The 16,070-nt window shown below is 65.2% G+C and carries 15 protein-coding genes; 7 read left to right on the top strand and 8 right to left on the bottom strand.

Annotated elements, in window-relative coordinates; genetic code table 11:
• Nucleotides 1-82 precede the first annotated feature (82 nt).
• The 5 genes from Y882_RS08420 to Y882_RS08440 all read left to right on the top strand — a co-directional run bounded on the left by Y882_RS08420 (nt 83) and on the right by Y882_RS08440 (nt 5,424).
• Nucleotides 83-1,480 carry an FAD/NAD(P)-binding protein gene (locus Y882_RS08420; protein ID WP_046971461.1) on the top strand — a complete coding sequence of 466 codons (1,398 nt, stop codon included), beginning with the start codon at nt 83-85 and terminating at the stop codon, nt 1,478-1,480.
• Nucleotides 1,481-1,606: 126 nt separating this feature from the next.
• On the top strand, nt 1,607-2,608 hold the full coding sequence (locus Y882_RS08425) for a sulfate ABC transporter substrate-binding protein (protein WP_046971462.1): 1,002 nt from the start codon (nt 1,607-1,609) through the stop codon (nt 2,606-2,608).
• A 3-nt stretch (nt 2,609-2,611) separates the two neighbouring features.
• The gene (cysT, locus tag Y882_RS08430; RefSeq protein WP_046971463.1) at nt 2,612-3,436 is read left to right on the top strand and encodes a sulfate ABC transporter permease subunit CysT; all 825 of its coding nucleotides are present in this window, start codon (nt 2,612-2,614) and stop codon (nt 3,434-3,436) included.
• Nucleotides 3,433-4,296 (top strand): sulfate ABC transporter permease subunit CysW, encoded by an 864-nt coding sequence (gene cysW / locus Y882_RS08435; RefSeq protein WP_046971464.1) that lies wholly within the window; start codon nt 3,433-3,435, stop codon nt 4,294-4,296. The genes cysT and cysW overlap by 4 nt, the downstream gene beginning before the upstream one ends.
• A 9-nt stretch (nt 4,297-4,305) precedes the next feature.
• Nucleotides 4,306-5,424, top strand: coding sequence for a sulfate/molybdate ABC transporter ATP-binding protein (locus Y882_RS08440; protein WP_046971465.1), 1,119 nt, complete (start codon nt 4,306-4,308; stop codon nt 5,422-5,424).
• Between the two features lie 12 nt (nt 5,425-5,436).
• On the opposite strand, the gene Y882_RS08445 is transcribed toward Y882_RS08440, so the two are convergent.
• The 4 genes from Y882_RS08445 to Y882_RS08460 form a co-directional block, all read right to left on the bottom strand.
• Nucleotides 5,437-6,468, bottom strand: a complete 1,032-nt coding sequence (locus Y882_RS08445; protein WP_046971466.1) for a C13 family peptidase — start codon at nt 6,466-6,468, stop codon at nt 5,437-5,439.
• Nucleotides 6,469-6,485: 17 nt separating this feature from the next.
• Nucleotides 6,486-7,172 carry an acireductone synthase gene (gene mtnC / locus Y882_RS08450; RefSeq protein ID WP_046971467.1) on the bottom strand — a complete coding sequence of 229 codons (687 nt, stop codon included), beginning with the start codon at nt 7,170-7,172 and terminating at the stop codon, nt 6,486-6,488.
• Between the two features lie 119 nt (nt 7,173-7,291).
• On the bottom strand, nt 7,292-7,858 hold the full coding sequence (locus tag Y882_RS08455; RefSeq protein WP_046971468.1) for a 1,2-dihydroxy-3-keto-5-methylthiopentene dioxygenase: 567 nt from the start codon (nt 7,856-7,858) through the stop codon (nt 7,292-7,294).
• The gene (locus tag Y882_RS08460; RefSeq protein ID WP_046971469.1) at nt 7,855-8,502 is read right to left on the bottom strand and encodes a methylthioribulose 1-phosphate dehydratase; all 648 of its coding nucleotides are present in this window, start codon (nt 8,500-8,502) and stop codon (nt 7,855-7,857) included. Before Y882_RS08460 ends, Y882_RS08455 begins: the two co-directional genes overlap by 4 nt.
• A gap of 163 nt (nt 8,503-8,665) precedes the next feature.
• Between Y882_RS08460 and Y882_RS08465 the strand changes: the two genes are divergently transcribed.
• Nucleotides 8,666-8,998, top strand: a complete 333-nt coding sequence (locus Y882_RS08465; protein ID WP_046971470.1) for a high-potential iron-sulfur protein — start codon at nt 8,666-8,668, stop codon at nt 8,996-8,998.
• Nucleotides 8,999-9,465: 467 nt separating this feature from the next.
• Here the strand turns inward: Y882_RS08465 and Y882_RS08470 are convergent, their stop codons facing one another.
• Nucleotides 9,466-10,908, bottom strand: coding sequence for an amino acid permease (locus tag Y882_RS08470; protein WP_046971471.1), 1,443 nt, complete (start codon nt 10,906-10,908; stop codon nt 9,466-9,468).
• Nucleotides 10,909-10,983: 75 nt separating this feature from the next.
• Nucleotides 10,984-12,489: an amino acid permease gene (locus Y882_RS08475; protein WP_046971472.1), complete on the bottom strand. Its 1,506-nt coding sequence runs from the start codon at nt 12,487-12,489 to the stop codon at nt 10,984-10,986.
• Between the two features lie 245 nt (nt 12,490-12,734).
• Here Y882_RS08475 and Y882_RS08480 point away from each other — a divergent pair, with 245 nt between their 5' ends.
• Nucleotides 12,735-13,268 (top strand): NUDIX hydrolase, encoded by a 534-nt coding sequence (locus tag Y882_RS08480; protein WP_046971473.1) that lies wholly within the window; start codon nt 12,735-12,737, stop codon nt 13,266-13,268.
• 12 nt (nt 13,269-13,280) lie between these two features.
• Here Y882_RS08480 and Y882_RS08485 read toward each other — a convergent pair whose 3' ends face one another.
• Together Y882_RS08485 and parE are read right to left on the bottom strand one after the other, a co-directional pair.
• Complete coding sequence (locus Y882_RS08485; RefSeq protein WP_046971474.1) at nt 13,281-13,814, bottom strand: 3-hydroxyanthranilate 3,4-dioxygenase; 534 nt, start codon at nt 13,812-13,814, stop codon at nt 13,281-13,283.
• Between the two features lie 324 nt (nt 13,815-14,138).
• Entirely contained in the window at nt 14,139-16,028 is a 1,890-nt protein-coding gene (parE, locus tag Y882_RS08490) for a DNA topoisomerase IV subunit B (RefSeq protein WP_046971475.1), read from the bottom strand.
• Between the last annotated feature and the right edge of the window lie 42 nt (nt 16,029-16,070).

The following is a 16,070-nucleotide window of genomic DNA, read 5'->3' on the forward strand; positions in this document are numbered from 1 at the left end:
TTTCTTTCTAGGGGACGCAACGCGTAGTGATCTGCCAGCGGGCAGACCGCCAGGGGTTGGTGTCCCATTCGAGGATCGCGTTATGGCTGATGTGGCAGTGATCGGTGGTGGGGCGGCAGGCGCGGCGGCGTTCGGCGAGCTGCTGGCGCGGTTCGAAGGAGGCACGGTCCACTGGATCGTCGGCCAGCATGCGCCCGGTCGCGGCGTGGCCTATGGCACCAGCGACAACCAGCATCTGCTGAATGTGCGTGCCGCATCCATGGGGGTGTTCCAGGAGCATGCGGAGGATTTTCTCCAGCATGCATCGCGGCAGCTGGGCCAGGTCAAAGGCACGGACTTTCTGCCGCGCCGTCTGTTCGGCGATTTCATCCAGGCGCAAGTCGGCGCGCGCATCGATGCGGCTCGTCGTGCCGGACGCAGTTTCCGCATCCATCCGGAGAGCGCGCGCGAGATCATCTCGCGCGGCGAAGGCGGCTATGCGATACGCGTGGGCGCCGATCGTTGGCTGGAAGTGGGCGACGTGGTGCTGGCCGTAGGCGCATTGGCCCAACGCCCGCTACGCACGGTATCGACCACGGCGCTGGCCGGCGGCGCCTATGAACTCGATCCCTGGCGCCTGGATCGCCATCCGCACGCGCCTCGCCGCGTCGTGGTGATCGGCACCGGCCTGACCGCCGTCGATACCTTGCTGTCGGCAGCGATCAGATGGCCGCACGCGGAGTTGGTGGCGGTATCGCGCCATGGCTTGTTGCCGTTCAACCATGCGGCGCTGCCCTTGGCGCCGTATGCGCAGCAGGAGGCGCTCAATCAGGCCTTGCTGGCCAGCGACGGGGCCGCGGCCATGTTCCGCCTGGTGCGTCGCGCGTTGAACGAGGCCGGCGACACCGACTGGCGCAGCATCATCGACGGCATGCGCCCGATCAATGCGCAGCTGTGGCAGCGGCTCACGCATGCGCGGCGCCGGCAGTTCCTGCGGCATGCGCGCTGGATCTGGGAAGCGGCGCGCCATCGTATGGCGCCGGCCACGGGCGAGGCGATCTACCAATTGCAGGAAGAGGGTAGGCTGCAGGTGTTGGCGGCACGCGTGCTCGATGTCGATGGATCCGCACCGTTGCAGGTGAGCCTGCGCGAGCGGGCGACCCAGCTGGTCAGCGTGCTCGAAGCGGACCTGGTGATCCAGGCGACCGGCCTGGATACCGCCGTGGCGTACGGCGCCAACGAGCTGCTCTCGCAATTGTTGCGTGACGGGCTTGCCACCGCCGACCCCTTGCAGCTTGGCGTGCTGGCCCAGGCGGACGGCCAACTGGTGGATGCCGACGGCCGGCCGCAGCGTGGCCTGTACGCGATCGGTTCGCTGTTGCGCGGCAACCTGTGGGAGTGCACTGCTATGCCGGAGATCCGCGCGGCGGCCCATCGTCTGGCCGTCCATCTGTCGCCGGCGGCTGTCGTGGCGCGCGAAAGCGCGGGCGAGCAGCCCTGAAGCGCAAATCAGACGATGCCGTGCTGACGTTGCGCAAGGTCGCGACATGAGGATATGCCATATTGCGATTTCGCCCGTTCGCCGGCCAACGCTAGTCTGCTGTCTGAACCTGCCGCAGGAGGCGCCATGAAGAAGTCCATCCTCGTATTGCTGGCCGCCATCGGCGTGCTGCTGACGGCCGCCGTGGCCGCCAAGGATGTCTCGCTGCTCAACGTCTCCTACGATCCCACGCGCGAGCTGTATCGCCAGATCAACACCGCGTTTGCCGCGCAGTGGAAGGCGCAGCACGGCGACAGCGTCACCATCCAGATGTCGCACGGCGGTTCGGGCAAGCAGGCGCGTTCGGTGGTTGACGGGCTGCCTGCCGACGTGGTGACCCTGGCGCTGGCCTACGATATCGACGCCATCGCCGATCGCGGACTGCTGGCCAAGGATTGGCAGAAGAAGCTGCCCAACAACGCCACGCCGTATACCTCGACCATCGTGTTCCTGGTGCGCAAGGGCAATCCCAAGGGCATCAAGGACTGGGGCGATCTGGTGCGCGCGGGTGTGCAGGTGGTGACGCCCAATCCGAAATCCTCCGGTGGCGCGCGCTGGAATTTCCTGGCGGCCTGGGGCTATGCGCTCAAGCAGCCGGGCGGCAGCGATGCCACGGCCAAGGCCTATGTGAAGGAACTCTTCAAGCACGTGCCTGTGCTCGATACCGGAGCGCGCGGCGCCACCAATACCTTCGTGCAGCGTGGCATCGGCGACGTGCTGATCGCCTGGGAAAACGAGGCCCTGCTGGCCCAGCGTCAACTGGGCAACAACGCATTCGAGATCGTGGTGCCGTCGATCACCATCGTGGCCGAGCCGCCGGTGGCGGTAGTGGACAGCAATGTCGACAAGCACGGTACGCGCGCAGTGGCGCAGGCGTATGTAGAGTTCCTGTATTCGCCGCAGGGTCAGGAGATCGCAGCGAAGAACTTCTATCGGCCGCGCTCGCCCGAGCTCGCTGCGCGCTACGCCAGCCAGTTCCCTGCCACGCACACCTTCACGCTGAGCGATCTGTTCGGCGACTGGCGCCAGGCGCAGGCGAAGTTCTTCAATGACGGCGGCATCTTCGACCAGCTGGGCGTGGGTAGCTGAGTCATGCGACGTCGCGTGCTACCGGGATTCGGCATCAGCCTGGGCTATGCGCTGGCTTATCTCGGCTTGATCGTCCTGCTGCCGCTGGCAGCCCTGGCGTGGAAAGCGTCGGGGATCGGTGTCGAAGGTTTGCTGCGCCTGCTGTCGTCGCCGCGCACGCTCGCGGCGTTGCGACTGAGCGTGGTTGGCGCGGTGGTGGCCGCCCTGGTCAATGCCGTGATCGGCCTGCTTGTAGGCTGGGTGCTGGTGCGTTATCGCTTTCCGGGACGCCGCCTGTTCGACGCCCTGGTGGACCTTCCGTTTGCGTTGCCCACTGCCGTGGCCGGCATCGCGCTCACCACGCTGTATGCGCCCAACGGCTGGCTGGGACAGTGGCTCGAACCCTTGGGCATCAAGGTCGCCTATACGCCGCTGGGCGTGTTCGTGGCGATGGTGTTCGTGGGCTTTCCGTTCGTCGTGCGCACCTTGCAGCCGGTGCTGGCGTCGCTGGAGCGCGATGTGGAAGAGGCCGCAGAAAGTCTGGGCGCACAACGCTGGCAAACCTTTTTCCGGGTGATCCTGCCGATGCTGGCGCCGGCCCTGCTGACCGGCTTTGCCTTGGCGCTGGCGCGCGCCGTCGGCGAATACGGTTCGGTGATCTTCATCGCCGGCAATATCCCGATGCGCTCGGAGATTGCGCCACTGTTGATCGTGCAGAAGCTGGAACAGTTCGACTATGCCGGCGCCGCCGCGCTGGGCGTGGCGATGCTGGCCATCTCGTTTGCCTTGCTGGTGCTGGTGTCCTTGCTGCAGCGCTGGAGCCATCGCTGGCAGGAGCGCTCGCTATGAGTGCGGTGATGCGTTCCCGCACGGTGGCTTGGCCGCGCCGCCTGGTGCATGTGGTGTTGATCGCCCTGGCGCTGGTCTTCCTGGTGCTGTTCCTGCTGCTGCCGCTGGCGACCGTGTTCGTCGAGGCCTTCCGCCAGGGCGTGGCGCCGTATCTGGAGGCGATCAAGCAGCCCGAGGCGCTCTCTGCCATCAAGCTCACCCTGCTGGTGGCGGTGATCGCCGTGCCGTTGAACCTGGTGTTCGGCGTGGCCGCTGCCTGGGCGATCACGCGCTTCGAGTTTCCCGGCAAGGCGCTGCTCGGCGCCTTCATCGACCTGCCGTTTTCGGTGTCGCCGGTGGTATCGGGCCTGGTCTATGTGCTGCTGTTCGGTGCGCAAGGCTGGTTCGGGCCGTGGCTGGACGATCATGGCATCAAGATCATCTTTGCCGTGCCCGGCCTGGTGCTGGCCACCATCTTCGTGACGCTGCCGTTCGTCGCGCGCGAACTCATACCGTTGATGCAGGCCCAGGGCAGCGAGGAAGAAGAGGCGGCCCGCGTGCTGGGCGCCAGCGGCTGGCAGATGTTCTTTCGCGTCACCTTGCCCAATATCCGCTGGGCGCTGCTGTATGGCGTGCTGCTCTGCAATGCGCGCGCGATGGGCGAATTCGGTGCGGTCTCCGTGGTGTCCGGCCATATACGCGGGCTGACCACCACCATGCCGCTGGAAGTGGAAATGCGCTACAACGAATACGAATACGTCGGTGCGTTTGCGATTGCTTCGCTGCTGGCCTTGCTCGCGCTGCTGACGCTGGCGCTGAAATCGCTGCTGGAATGGCGCTACGGCGACGAAATCGCCGCGCATGCGCCCGGTGGCCATTGAGGATGCGGCATGACGCTTGAACTGTCCCGACTGCATCGTCGCTTCGCCGGCTTCCAGGCGCTGGACGACGTGAGCCTGAGCATCGCGCCGGGCGAGTTCCTCGCCTTGCTGGGGCCATCGGGTTCGGGCAAGACCACGCTGCTGCGCATCCTAGCCGGCCTGGACTATCCCGACAGCGGCAGCGTGCACAACGACGGCGAGAATTTTCTGGCCCAGCCGGCACGCGAGCGTCGCATCGGCATGGTGTTCCAGCACTACGCCTTGTTCCGGCATCTGACCGTGGTCGAGAACATCGCGTTCGGCTTGCGCGTGCGGCCATGGCGGCTGCGCCCGTCGCGCGGTGAGATCCGGGCACGCGTCGATCGGCTGCTGCGTCGCGTGCAACTGGAAGGGATGGGCGCGCGCTATCCGGCCCAGCTTTCCGGTGGCCAGCGCCAGCGCGTGGCGCTGGCACGTGCGCTCGCGGTGGAGCCCGACATGCTGCTGCTCGACGAGCCGTTCGGCGCACTCGATGCGCAGGTACGCGTGACGCTGCGGCGCTGGCTGCGCGAACTGCACGAGGAACTGGAGCTCACCACCGTGTTCGTCACGCACGACCAGGAAGAAGCGCTCGAGCTTGCCGACCGCGTGGCCGTAATGAACAACGGGCGCATCGAGCAGGTCGGCACGCCCGAAGTCATCTATCAGCAGCCGGCCACGCCGTTCGTATGCGAGTTCATCGGCAAGGTGAACCGGTTCAACGTGTGGAGCGGCAATCAGGGCTTCGCCGCCGGCAGCTGGTCATTGCATGACGACCCATGGCAGGGACGCTACACCGAGGCCGTGGCCTATGTGCGGCCCGAGCAGCTACGGCTGGCGGCGCCGGCCTCGCAGCCGGCCTGGGAGGCGCGTCTGCGCCATATCTATCTCGCTGGCAGCGTGGCGCATCTGGATCTTTACGTGGCTTCGCTCGACCTCTCACTGGAAGCGGACGTGGCGAGTGAAGACCTGTCGCGACTGGGCCTGCAGGCCGGCATGGAGCTGCGCGTCGCGCCGCGCGGTGCGGTGCTGTTTCCGCTCGATCGCGACGGGAGGCCGCTCAGCGCGGAACGCTGGATCTGGCAGGCGCGCAGTCCCGTTCCCGCCTGAGGATCTGCCGACTCAGCGCGAACCGGTGGGGCGATCCAGCACGGCAGCCGGGGAGGCCGGCTTGAATGCCACCGCCGGTCCCGGCGTCACATGCTTGCGCCACAGCGCGAGCTGCGCGGCGATGCCGTCGCCGGCATTCATCTGCGGCTCCGACGGCGTCAGCTTGTCCTTGGCTTCCCACTGCGCGATTTCAGCCGATGCCTGGCGGAACGCCTCCATGAAGTCCGGCGTGCGATTGAGTCCATCGACCAGCCAGGCGCGACCGAAATAGGTGATGTCCGAATCCGTGCCGCAACCGAACGAGCTGCGATCGGAGCGCGCCGCCGTGATCACCAGCGTGCCGGCCCCTTGCAGGCTGGGCACAAAGCCGCCCGAGTAGCAGGCATTGACCACCACCACCTTCCACTTGAAGGGACGCTTGCTGAGGATGTCCGACAGATCGCTCGCGCCGATCTGGTCCAGCGGCAGCGGATCCATGTCCACTAGCAGGTTGTGGTCTTCGTCGCCATGCGTGGTGAGGTAGAGCAGCAGGATGTCCTCATCCGGCTTCATCAGGCTGGCCAGGCCGTCGAGCGTGGCTTCCAGGTTGCTCCAGCTGGCCAGCGGGTGCTTTTCCAGCGAACCGGGATTGTTCTCCAGCACCATCACGTGGGTGTCCGCACCAAAGCGCTGGGGAAACATCTTGGCGGCGTATTCCGCTTCATTGCGGAACACGTCCTCGCCACCATCGGCGCCGAACGCCACCACGTAGAGATTGGGATGGCCGGCGGTACGCGGGCCCAGTTCGGCCAGCGCCTTCTGCACCATTGTGCGCTGGCCGTACATCACCTGCTCGGGCGACGGCGCCTGCGCAGGCCAGTTGTCGCCAGCAGAACTGTCGTCGTCGGTGGTCGCGCTGCTGCTCGCGGTTGTCGGCGCGCTCGCGCCAGCCGCGGGCAGCGGGCCTTGCTCGGCGACCGGTGTCTGCGCCGTGTGGTGCGCCAGGCCAACCATGAGCAAAACGCCGGCTGCAAATGCGAGCAGGGCGATCAGAGCGGTACGCATGGCGGGAGCCCGTGAAGTCAGAGAACGATGTCGTCGAACGTGCGGTAGGCGGGATGGCGCGGCGCCTCGGGGATCTCCAGCGGCTCGCGCAACAGCCAGCCGGTGCGCAGTCCGGCCTCGCGGGCGGCATCGAGTTCTTCCACGATGTCCGAAAGGAACAGGATATGCGCCGGCTGTTCGCCGAGCGCTTCGGCGATCAGCTCATAGGAGTGGCGCTCGCGCTTGGGGCCGGTTTCCGTATCGAAATAACCCGAGAACATCGGCGAGAGGTCGCCCGCGTCGCTATAGCGGAAGAACAGCTTCTGCGCCGGCACCGAGCCCGACGAGTAGACGTACAGGTGCAGGCCATCCGCACGCCAGGCGTGCAGCCGGGCCGACACTTCCGGATAGACATGGGCCTGGTAGTCGCCGGCCTCGTAGCCTTCCTGCCAGATCATGCCCTGCAGCGCCTTGAGCGCGGTGGACTTGCGGTCCTGCTTGATCCAGCGGAGCAGCAGCTCGATCACGTCCTGGCGCGGCGCTTCGACGATGCCTTCTTCCTTGGCCGCTTCGTGCAGCCAGTGCTGCACCTCAGGCTTGTCGCCGTGCGTTTCGATGAAGGCGGGCAGCCGCTTATAGGCGTACGGAAACAGCACGTCCTTGACGAAGCTGATCGAGCTGGTGGTGCCCTCGATATCGGTGACGATGGCGCGGATGACGGTCATACATAAAGCCGGGGAACAGGAGCGACAAGCTTACCCGTCACCGGGGCCCCGGGCGAGCGCCGCCACGCCGGTTCATGATCCCGGTCACCCGGCGAGCCCTTGGGCCGCCGGGAGTCGTCTCAGGCGGCTGCTGTCGAGGCGTGCGGCGTCATGCGGGGAAACTGCAGCGCGATGTCTTCGCCGGTGAACTGCGCCACCCAGCCTTCCTTGTTGGTGAACAGGCGAATGGCCACGAAATAGGGCGACTCGCTCATGTCGAACCAGTGGCGGGTGCCGTCCGGCACGCCGATCAGGTCGCCTTGTTCGCACAGCACGTCGTACACCTTGCCGTTCACATGCAAGGTGAACTGGCCGGCGCCAGCGACGAAGAAGCGCACCTCGTCCTCGCTGTGGGTGTGCTCGCTGAGGAATTTCTGGCGCAGCGCCGCGCGATCCGGGTGGTCGGGCTTGAGGCTGATCACGTCGACTGCCTGATAGCCCGCTTCGGCCATCAGCCGATCGATGTCGCTGCGATAGGCGGCGATCACTTCGTCCTGGCTGGCGCCGGGCGCGATCGGCTGGTTCGCTTCCCATTGCTCGAAGCGCACGCCGATCTTGGCCAGTTCGCGCGAGATGTCCGCGTGCTCGTTGTGCACCGACAATGGGGCTTGCGGTTGGGTGTCGCTGAAAATGCGCAGGCGGCTCATGCGGAGAGTCTCCTCAAGTCGAGTTCGCAGCCGAGCAGGAATTCCAGCGCCTCCAGATGGCGGCGCGTCTCGGCCATGTCGCGGCCCCAGGTATAGATGCCGTGGCCGTTGATGAGATAAGCGTGCAGCGAGCGGCCGCTGTCGAGCCAGGCTTCCACCTGCGCGACCAGCTCGGGCATGTGCTGCGTGTTCGGGAACACCGGGATGGCCAGCTCGGCATCGTGGGTGGTCTGCCCGGCAATCGCCTTCTGCAGCTCCCAGCCTTCCAGCTTCACCACCCCATCGCGGGCGAACAGGCGCGAAGCCACGCTCTGCGTGCGCGAATGCGTATGCAGCACCACGTTGATCTCGGGAAAGCGGCGGTAGATCTGCGTGTGCAGGTCGGTTTCGGCGCTGGGGCGCGCGCTGGTGCCCACGGCCTGGCCGTTCATGTCGATCAACATGATGTCGTCGCGGCCGAGCTTGCCCTTGTCGCGTCCGGAGATGGTGATCGCGGCGTGATGGCCGTCGATGCGCATCGAGAAGTTGCTGCTGGTGGCAGGCGTCCAGCCGGCCGCGGCAAGCTCGCGCGCCGCATCGGCGATGGCGTCGGAACGCTCGGCGAACAGCGCGGGGGAGATCGAGTCGGGGAGGAGCTGGCTCATGATGTATGGACGTCCAAATGAGTCGGCACTATACCACGCCGGTTTCCGGCATATGCCGAAAATGCGATCCATTCTCACGACTTATCGCTGGCGCGAGTAGCATCGGCAAAGGGCTGGCCACGGGCGTGGCCAGCGTGAATGTTTCAAGACGGAGGTTGGACCTATGTCGCATGAGAAAGATATCGAATCGCGTCGCCGTTTTCTCAAGGCCGCAGCCGGGACGGCTGTCGCTGCGGCGATGGTCGGCTCGCTGCCGCGCGTGGCGCGCGCTGCCGATCTGCCGCACCTGGCTGACACCGATCCGACCGCCAAGGCACTGGGTTATGTCGAAGATGCCAGCAAATCGACCGATCCCAAGCATAAGGCGGGCGACATCTGCTCCAACTGCCAGTTCTATACCGGCGCACCGACCGGTTATGGCCCGTGTCAGCTGTTCCCGGGCAAGGCGGTGAATGCGAAGGGCTGGTGCGTATCGCACGCACCGAAGAAAGCTTGATCGCCACACGCATCACCTAAAGAAAGCCGGCATGCATGCCGGCTTTTTTTTGCGCGTGACATCGTCGTCACGCACGCGACGGCCCATCGGCATCGACGTTTTTGCTGCTCATGGGTAACAACTCGAACCGAAGAACTCGGTGAGAGAGAAGATGCTGCCCAGACGCGTCAGGCCGAGGAGCTGACCCGCCTGACGCGCCGGGCGGCAATCCGGGGCCCACTGCCAAGTGATCAACCCACGGAGCACAGATGATACTCCCGGCCGGGCATTTTTGGGCCTGTGAAGGCCAAAATTTTCTCGAAAAAGTCTCGTTAAATTCAACAAAAACAATAACTTGCTAGACTATTAGAGATTGGCGATCACGAATAGCCTTCCAGGGCCGATCATTCCTTCCTGGAGCGCAGGGTGTGGCTTTTGGGATTTTCGGCGACGTTGGCGGCAGATCGCCGCCAAGATCGCCAGGCCCTTCAGGAAGGGCGGTGCAGGCGGCTGTGACGGATGCCGTAGCCGAAGTAGATGGCCAGGCCGATGACGGTCCATATGATCATCAACAGCCAATTGAACCAGGCCATGGCGCCCAGCAGGGCCAGGCAGCTGATCACGCCGGCGGGGCAGATAAACCACACCCACGGCACGCGGAAGCCACGATGCAGCTGCGGCGCCGTGTAGCGAAGAATCAGCACGCCTGCGCACACCGCCACAAAGGCGATCAGCGTGCCCATCGAGGTGAGGTCGGCCAGCAGATCCAGCGGAAACACCGCCGCGAGAATGGCGATGCCGATGCCCGTAATCACCGTGTTGATGTGCGGCGTGCGGTGCTTGGGGTGAATGCGATTGAAGATCGGCGGCAGCAAGCCGTCGCGCGACATGATCATGAAAATGCGCGGCTGCGCGATGATCATGACCAGGATCACCGACGACAGGCCGATCATCGCGCCGATCTCCACCACCCAGCGCAGCCAGCCCAGTTCCGGATGGTTCTTGATCGCTGTCACCACCGGTTCGCTGGTGCCCAGCTCGGTGTATGAGATCAGGCCGGTCAGCACGGCTGCCATCGCCAGATAGAGGATGGTGCAGATCACCAGCGACACCAGCGTGCCGAAGGGCAGGTCGCGCTGCGGGTTCTTGCATTCCTGCGCGGCCGTGGAAGTGGCCTCGAAGCCGATATAGGCGAAGAACACCATCGCCGCGCCCCGCATGATGCCGGACCAGCCGTACTTGCCTGGTGCTTCGTTGGCGGGAATGAACGGATGCCAGTTGGCCGGATCGATGTAGCGATAACCCGCCACCACCACCACGATGATCAAGCCCACCTTGAGCGCCACCATCAGCACGTTCAGGCCCGCCGATTCGCGGATGCCGACGTAGCACAGCCAGGTGAGCGCGAGCACGATCGCCACTGCGGGCAGGTTCATCAGATGCCCGGTGGTGACCAGGTGTCCGTCAGTGAACGCCAGCGGCGCTTCGGTCAGCGACGTGGGCAGGTGGATGCCCACCTGGTCGAGCATGCTGGTGAAGTAGCCGGTCCAGCTGGCCGCGACGGCCGAGGCGGAGATGCCGTACTCCAGCACCATGTTCCAGCCGATAAACCAGGCCAGCAGCTCGCCGAGCGTGGCGTAGGCGTAGGAATAGGAGCTGCCCGAGACCGGGATCAGCGTGGCGAACTCGGCGTAGCACAGCGCGGTGAAGCCGCTGCACAGCGCCGCGAGCATGAAGGAGATCAGCACGGCGGGGCCGGCGTGTTCGGCGGCGGCCTGTCCGGTCACCACGAAGATGCCGGTGCCGATCACCGCGCCGATGCCCAGCGCGGTGATGCCCCAGGGGCCGAGGGTGCGGCGCAGGGTGGGGCCGTGGGACGCGTCGTCGGCGTCGGAGAAATCGGTTTTGCGAGCGAATAACTGTTTGAGCATGCGTCGGCCTGGTGCCACGAGAGGCGCTGGATTCAAAACGAGAGGGCCGGCGCTAAGCCGGCCCTTCGTGTCAGATCAGGAGTTTTGCTTGCGTAGCTTGCTATGGGAATACCCATAGAGGAAATAAATGAGCATGCCGATCACCGTCCAGCCCAGCATCAGCGGCCAGTTGGCGCGGAACGACTGCCAGAACAGATACAGGCAGATCACCGAACCGAGCACCGCCACCGTCCAGACGCCGATCATGCCGCCCGGCACGCGGAACGAGCGCGGCAATTCCGGACGGGTATAGCGCAGGATCAGCACGCCGATGCACACCGTGGTGAATGCCAGCAGGGTGCCCATCGAAACCAGCTCACCCAGGATGCTCACCGGGAACAGGCCGGCGATCACCAGCGCGGCGACGCCGGCGATGATGGTGGCGACGTGCGGCGTGCGGTGCGAGGCGTGCACCTTCGACATGCCCTTGGGCAGCAGGCCATCGCGCGCCATGCTGAAGAAGATGCGCGAGGTACCCAGCAGCATCACCAGGATCACCGACGACAGGCCGGCCAGCGCACCGAACGAGACGATGGCCTTGAGCCAGGTCAGCTGCGGATAGAGGCTCAACGCCGTGGCCACCGGTTCCGGCGTGCCCAGCATGTGGTACGGGGCGATGCCGGTGAGCGTGAGCGCCATGGCGATATACAGCACGGTGCAGATCGCGAGCGAGCCCAGGATGCCGATCGGCATGTCGCGCTGCGGATTCTTCGCTTCGCCGGCGGCGGTGGACACCGCATCGAAGCCCACATAGGAGAAGAACACCAGCACCGCGGCGCGGAAGATGCCGCTCGTGCCGAAACGGCCCGGGCCTTCCTCCGCCGGAATGAACGGATGCCAGTTGGCCGGATTGATGTAGCGGAAGGAGAAGATCAGGAACAGCGAGATCACCAGCACCTTGATCGTCACAATCAGCGAGTTGACGAAGGTGGACTGGGTGATGCCCACGTAGCACAGCCAGGTCAGGCCAGCCACGATCATCACTGCCGGCAGATTGATCAGCGCACCGGTGGTCACGATCTGATGCGTGTCGGTGAACTTCAGCGGCGCGCTCGACAGGTAGTCGGGTAGCGCCAGCGGCAGTCCCGTCCAGTGTCCGAGGATGGAGAGGCACTCGTTGAAATATCCCGACCAGCCCGCCGCCACGGTGGCGACGGCGAAGAGATATTCGAGGACGAGATTCCAGCCGATGAACCAGGCGACGATCTCGCCCAGCGTGGCGTAGGAGTACGCGTAGGCGCTGCCCGAGACCGGGATCATCGCGGCGAACTCGGCGTAGCACAGGCCGGCAAAGGCGCAGGCAATACCGGCGACGATGAAGCTGATGACCAGGGCAGGGCCCGCGTGTTCGGCGGCGGCCTGGCCGGTGATGACGAAGATACCGGCGCCGATCACCGCGCCGATGCCCAGCGTCACCAGGTGACGCGCGGTCAGTACGCGCTTGAGGCTGGTTTCGCCTTGCAGGCCGTCGTGGGGCAGTTCGCCCGCGTCGACGTGTGGCGACGCCTCAATGGGATGCGTCGCGAACAGGTTTTTCAGCATGTTTCTCCCCTACCGCCGGAATGCTCGTTTCTTAAAAGCGTGAAACCGTGACTTTCGCCATGGCCATTAACGTCGCTTCCCCTGCGACGACACGGAACCATAGCCCAGCGGGCCTTGGGGGTACAAGCTGCATTGCGGCTGGCCCCGAGCGCGCTCCTGGCCGGTGCCAGTCTCGGCGCCGTCTGGAATAATGCGGCGCGCCGTACCGCAGCTGCGCGGCCGGTTTTGACTGACACGGATTATCGATGGACGCGTTGTTTGCACAGCTTCGGCACTATCGCCAGCAATGGCCACAGGAGGGCGATGCCGGTCATTTCGAGGCATTTCTGGAAGCAGGCCAGCGTGTGTTCTTTCGGGACGCCCTGGAAGGTCACTTCACCGGCTCGGCGTGGCTGGTGAGCGCCGATGGTGAGCGCGTCCTGCTCACCCATCACCGCAAGCTGGGGCGCTGGCTGCAGTTGGGAGGTCATGCCGACGGCGACACGGATCTGGCGCGCGTCGCCTTGCGCGAAGCCGAAGAAGAGTCTGGTCTGGTTGACCTGAGCGTCGAAGCGGAGCCGTTCGACCTGGATCGTCACCGTATTCCCGCGCGTGGCGACGAGCCCGAACACTGGCATTACGACGTGCGGTACGTCGTTCGTGCGGGCGCCAACGAAACCTATGTGATCAACGAGGAATCGAACGCGCTGGCGTGGCGTTCCATCCGCGAGATCGCGGAAGATCCCTCGGCCGATGCATCGCTGATGCGCATGGCGCGCAAGTGGTTGTCGCGCGCCTGAGCGGCGCGCGCGTCAGGCGGGTTGCCCGGAATACTTTGCCGGCGCCGGATTGAGGTGGCCGCATTCGACGCAGGTGCGCGCGTCGATCGAGCGATAGAAACGCTCGAATACCGGCGGAAAATCCCGCTCGATGCTGTCGAGGGTGAAGTACTCCTCGTACAGCTTGTGATTGCAGCGCTCGCAGTACCACATCAGGCCGTCTTTCTCGCCCGCCAGCCGGCGGCGCTCGATCACCAGCCCGATCGACTCGGGCAGGCGTTGCGGCGAATGCGGCACGCAGGGCGGCAGGTAGAACATCTGGCCGGCGCGGATGGGAATGTCGCGGGCCACGCCTTCATCCTGCACCTTCAACACCATCTCGCCCTCGAGCTGGTAGAAGAACTCCGGGCCTTCGTCGTAGTGGTAGTCGGTGCGCGAGTTCGGCCCGCCCACGATCATCACGATGAAATCGCCATCGACGATGCACTTGTTGCCGACCGGCGGCTTGAGCAGATGCCGGTGCTCGTCGATCCAGCGCTGCAGGTCGATGGGAGGCGTGAGGGCCATGGGGGCTCCGGGGCGAGAGATCGCCAAGATAGCGCCGGCGGCATCCTTTGGGAAAGGGTGTCTCACGGTGTAGTTGCGGCGGAGCGCCGCCATTTGTAGGAGCGCACCCTGTGCGCGACCACCCAACGGAGAGGTACATCCCAGCGCTGCGGTCGCGCACAGGGTGCGCTCCTACAAGGGAATACCCAGGCCTGTGCCGATCAGCTCTTTGTGGGAGCGCACCCTGTGCGCGACAAACCTACGGAGCGATACACCCAGGCGTGGCCGTCGCGCACAGGGTGCGCTCCCACAGATAAGCGGCGGGCTAAAGCGGGTTGTGTGGACTCACACTTCCAGCGTCGCCAGATCGCCCTTTTCCTCAAGCCACGCCTTGCGGTCGCTGGCGCGCTTCTTGGCCAGCAACATATCCATCAGCTTGGTGGTGCCGTCATCGCCATCGACGGTGAGCTGCACCAGGCGGCGCGTATCCGGATGGATGGTCGACTCGCGCAGCTGCGAGGGGTTCATCTCACCCAGGCCCTTGAAGCGGGTGGTGCTGACGGCGCCCTTCATCTTTTCGCGCTGCACGCGTTCGAGCATCGCGTTCTTTTCGCTTTCGTCGAGGCAATAGAACACCTGCTTGCCCACGTCCACGCGGAACAGCGGCGGCATGGCCACGAACACATGGCCCTCGCGCACCAGCGACGGGAAGTGGCGCAGGAACAGCGCGCTCAGCAGCGTGGCGATGTGCAGGCCGTCGGAGTCCGCATCGGCGAGGATGACCACCTTGCCGTAACGTAGACCCGAGAGATCGTCCTTGCCCGGATCGCAGCCGATCGCCACGGCGAGGTTGTGCACTTCTTCGGAAGCGAGCACGGAGCCCGACTCGACTTCCCAGGTGTTCAAGATCTTGCCGCGCAAAGGCAGGATCGCCTGAAATTCCTTGTCGCGCGCCTGCTTGGCGCTGCCGCCGGCCGAATCGCCCTCGACCAGGAACAGCTCGGTGCGGGTGAGGTCGGTCGCGGTGCAGTCGGCCAGCTTGCCGGGCAGGGCGGGGCCCTGGGTGATCTTCTTGCGCACCACCTGCTTGGCGGCCTTCAGGCGCGCGCTGGCGCGCTCGATGGCGAGCTGGGCAATGCGTTCGCCCAGGTCCACATGCTGGTTGAGCCACAGGCTGAAGGCATCGTGGATGACGTTCTCGACCATGCCCGCGGCGTTGCGCGAGGACAGGCGCTCCTTGGTCTGGCCGGCAAACTGCGGATCCTGCAGCTTGGTCGACAGCACGAAGGCGAGGCGTTCCCACACGTCTTCCGGCGCCAGCTTGACGCCGCGCGGCAGCAGGTTGCGGATGTCGCAGAATTCGCGGATCGCATTGGTGAGGCCCGAACGCAGGCCGTTCACGTGCGTGCCGCCTTGCGCCGTGGGAATCAGGTTGACGTAGCTTTCCTGCACCAGCTCGCCTTCCGGCACCCAGGCCAGGGCCACGTCGAGGCCATCGGCTTCGCGCTGCACGTGATGCACGAACAGCTCGGTCGGAATCGCTTCGGCACCGGACAGCTCGTCGCGCAGGTAATCGCGCAGGCCGTCCTCGTAATGCCATTCGTTGACTTCGCCGGTGGCTTCGTCGAGCAGCTTCACGTTGAGGCCGGCGCACAGCACGGCCTTGGCGCGCAGCAGGTGGCGCAGCTTGCCCAGCGAGATCTTCGGCGAGTCGAAGTACTTCGGGTCGGCCCAGAAGCGCACGGTGGTGCCGGTCTTCTTCTTGGGCACCGAGCCGATGATTTCCAGCTCGCTGGCGCGGTCGCCGTTCTCGAACGCCATGCGGTATTCGTTGCCGTCGCGGCGGATGGTGACTTCCACGCGGTTGGACAGCGCATTGACCACCGACACGCCCACGCCGTGCAAGCCGCCGGAGAAGTTGTAGTTCTTGCCGGAGAATTTGCCGCCCGCATGCAGGCGCGTGAGGATCAGCTCCACGCCCGGCACGCCTTCTTCCGGATGGATATCCACCGGCATGCCGCGGCCGTCGTCGCTCACTTCCACCGAGCCGTCGGTATGGACGATCACGTCCAGCGTCTTGGCGTGGCCGGAAATGGCCTCGTCCACCGAGTTGTCGATGACTTCCTGCGCCAGATGGTTCGGGCGCGAGGTGTCGGTATACATGCCCGGGCGGCGCTTGACGGGGTCAAGGCCAGAGAGGACTTCAATGTCGGCGGCGTTGTAGCGACTGCTCATGGGGAAAGGTCGGGTGGCTAAGACGGGGAGGATGGGTTGCCG

This window comes from Dyella japonica DSM 16301 (assembly GCF_001010355.1).
GTDB classification, from domain to species: Bacteria; Pseudomonadota; Gammaproteobacteria; order Xanthomonadales; family Rhodanobacteraceae; genus Dyella; species Dyella japonica.

What these genes read in the sequence shown, in the direction of transcription:
- Y882_RS08420 (WP_046971461.1), top strand. Translation starts at nt 83, where the DNA reads ATGGCTGATGTGGCAGTGATCGGTGGTGGGGCGGCAGGCGCGGCGGCG.
- Y882_RS08425 (WP_046971462.1), top strand. Translation starts at nt 1,607, where the DNA reads ATGAAGAAGTCCATCCTCGTATTGCTGGCCGCCATCGGCGTGCTGCTG.
- cysT (WP_046971463.1), top strand. Translation starts at nt 2,612, where the DNA reads ATGCGACGTCGCGTGCTACCGGGATTCGGCATCAGCCTGGGCTATGCG.
- cysW (WP_046971464.1), top strand. Translation starts at nt 3,433, where the DNA reads ATGAGTGCGGTGATGCGTTCCCGCACGGTGGCTTGGCCGCGCCGCCTG.
- Y882_RS08440 (WP_046971465.1), top strand. Translation starts at nt 4,306, where the DNA reads ATGACGCTTGAACTGTCCCGACTGCATCGTCGCTTCGCCGGCTTCCAG.
- Y882_RS08445 (WP_046971466.1), bottom strand. Translation starts at nt 6,468, where the DNA reads ATGCGTACCGCTCTGATCGCCCTGCTCGCATTTGCAGCCGGCGTTTTG.
- mtnC (WP_046971467.1), bottom strand. Translation starts at nt 7,172, where the DNA reads ATGACCGTCATCCGCGCCATCGTCACCGATATCGAGGGCACCACCAGC.
- Y882_RS08455 (WP_046971468.1), bottom strand. Translation starts at nt 7,858, where the DNA reads ATGAGCCGCCTGCGCATTTTCAGCGACACCCAACCGCAAGCCCCATTG.
- Y882_RS08460 (WP_046971469.1), bottom strand. Translation starts at nt 8,502, where the DNA reads ATGAGCCAGCTCCTCCCCGACTCGATCTCCCCCGCGCTGTTCGCCGAG.
- Y882_RS08465 (WP_046971470.1), top strand. Translation starts at nt 8,666, where the DNA reads ATGTCGCATGAGAAAGATATCGAATCGCGTCGCCGTTTTCTCAAGGCC.
- Y882_RS08470 (WP_046971471.1), bottom strand. Translation starts at nt 10,908, where the DNA reads ATGCTCAAACAGTTATTCGCTCGCAAAACCGATTTCTCCGACGCCGAC.
- Y882_RS08475 (WP_046971472.1), bottom strand. Translation starts at nt 12,489, where the DNA reads ATGCTGAAAAACCTGTTCGCGACGCATCCCATTGAGGCGTCGCCACAC.
- Y882_RS08480 (WP_046971473.1), top strand. Translation starts at nt 12,735, where the DNA reads ATGGACGCGTTGTTTGCACAGCTTCGGCACTATCGCCAGCAATGGCCA.
- Y882_RS08485 (WP_046971474.1), bottom strand. Translation starts at nt 13,814, where the DNA reads ATGGCCCTCACGCCTCCCATCGACCTGCAGCGCTGGATCGACGAGCAC.
- parE (WP_046971475.1), bottom strand. Translation starts at nt 16,028, where the DNA reads ATGAGCAGTCGCTACAACGCCGCCGACATTGAAGTCCTCTCTGGCCTT.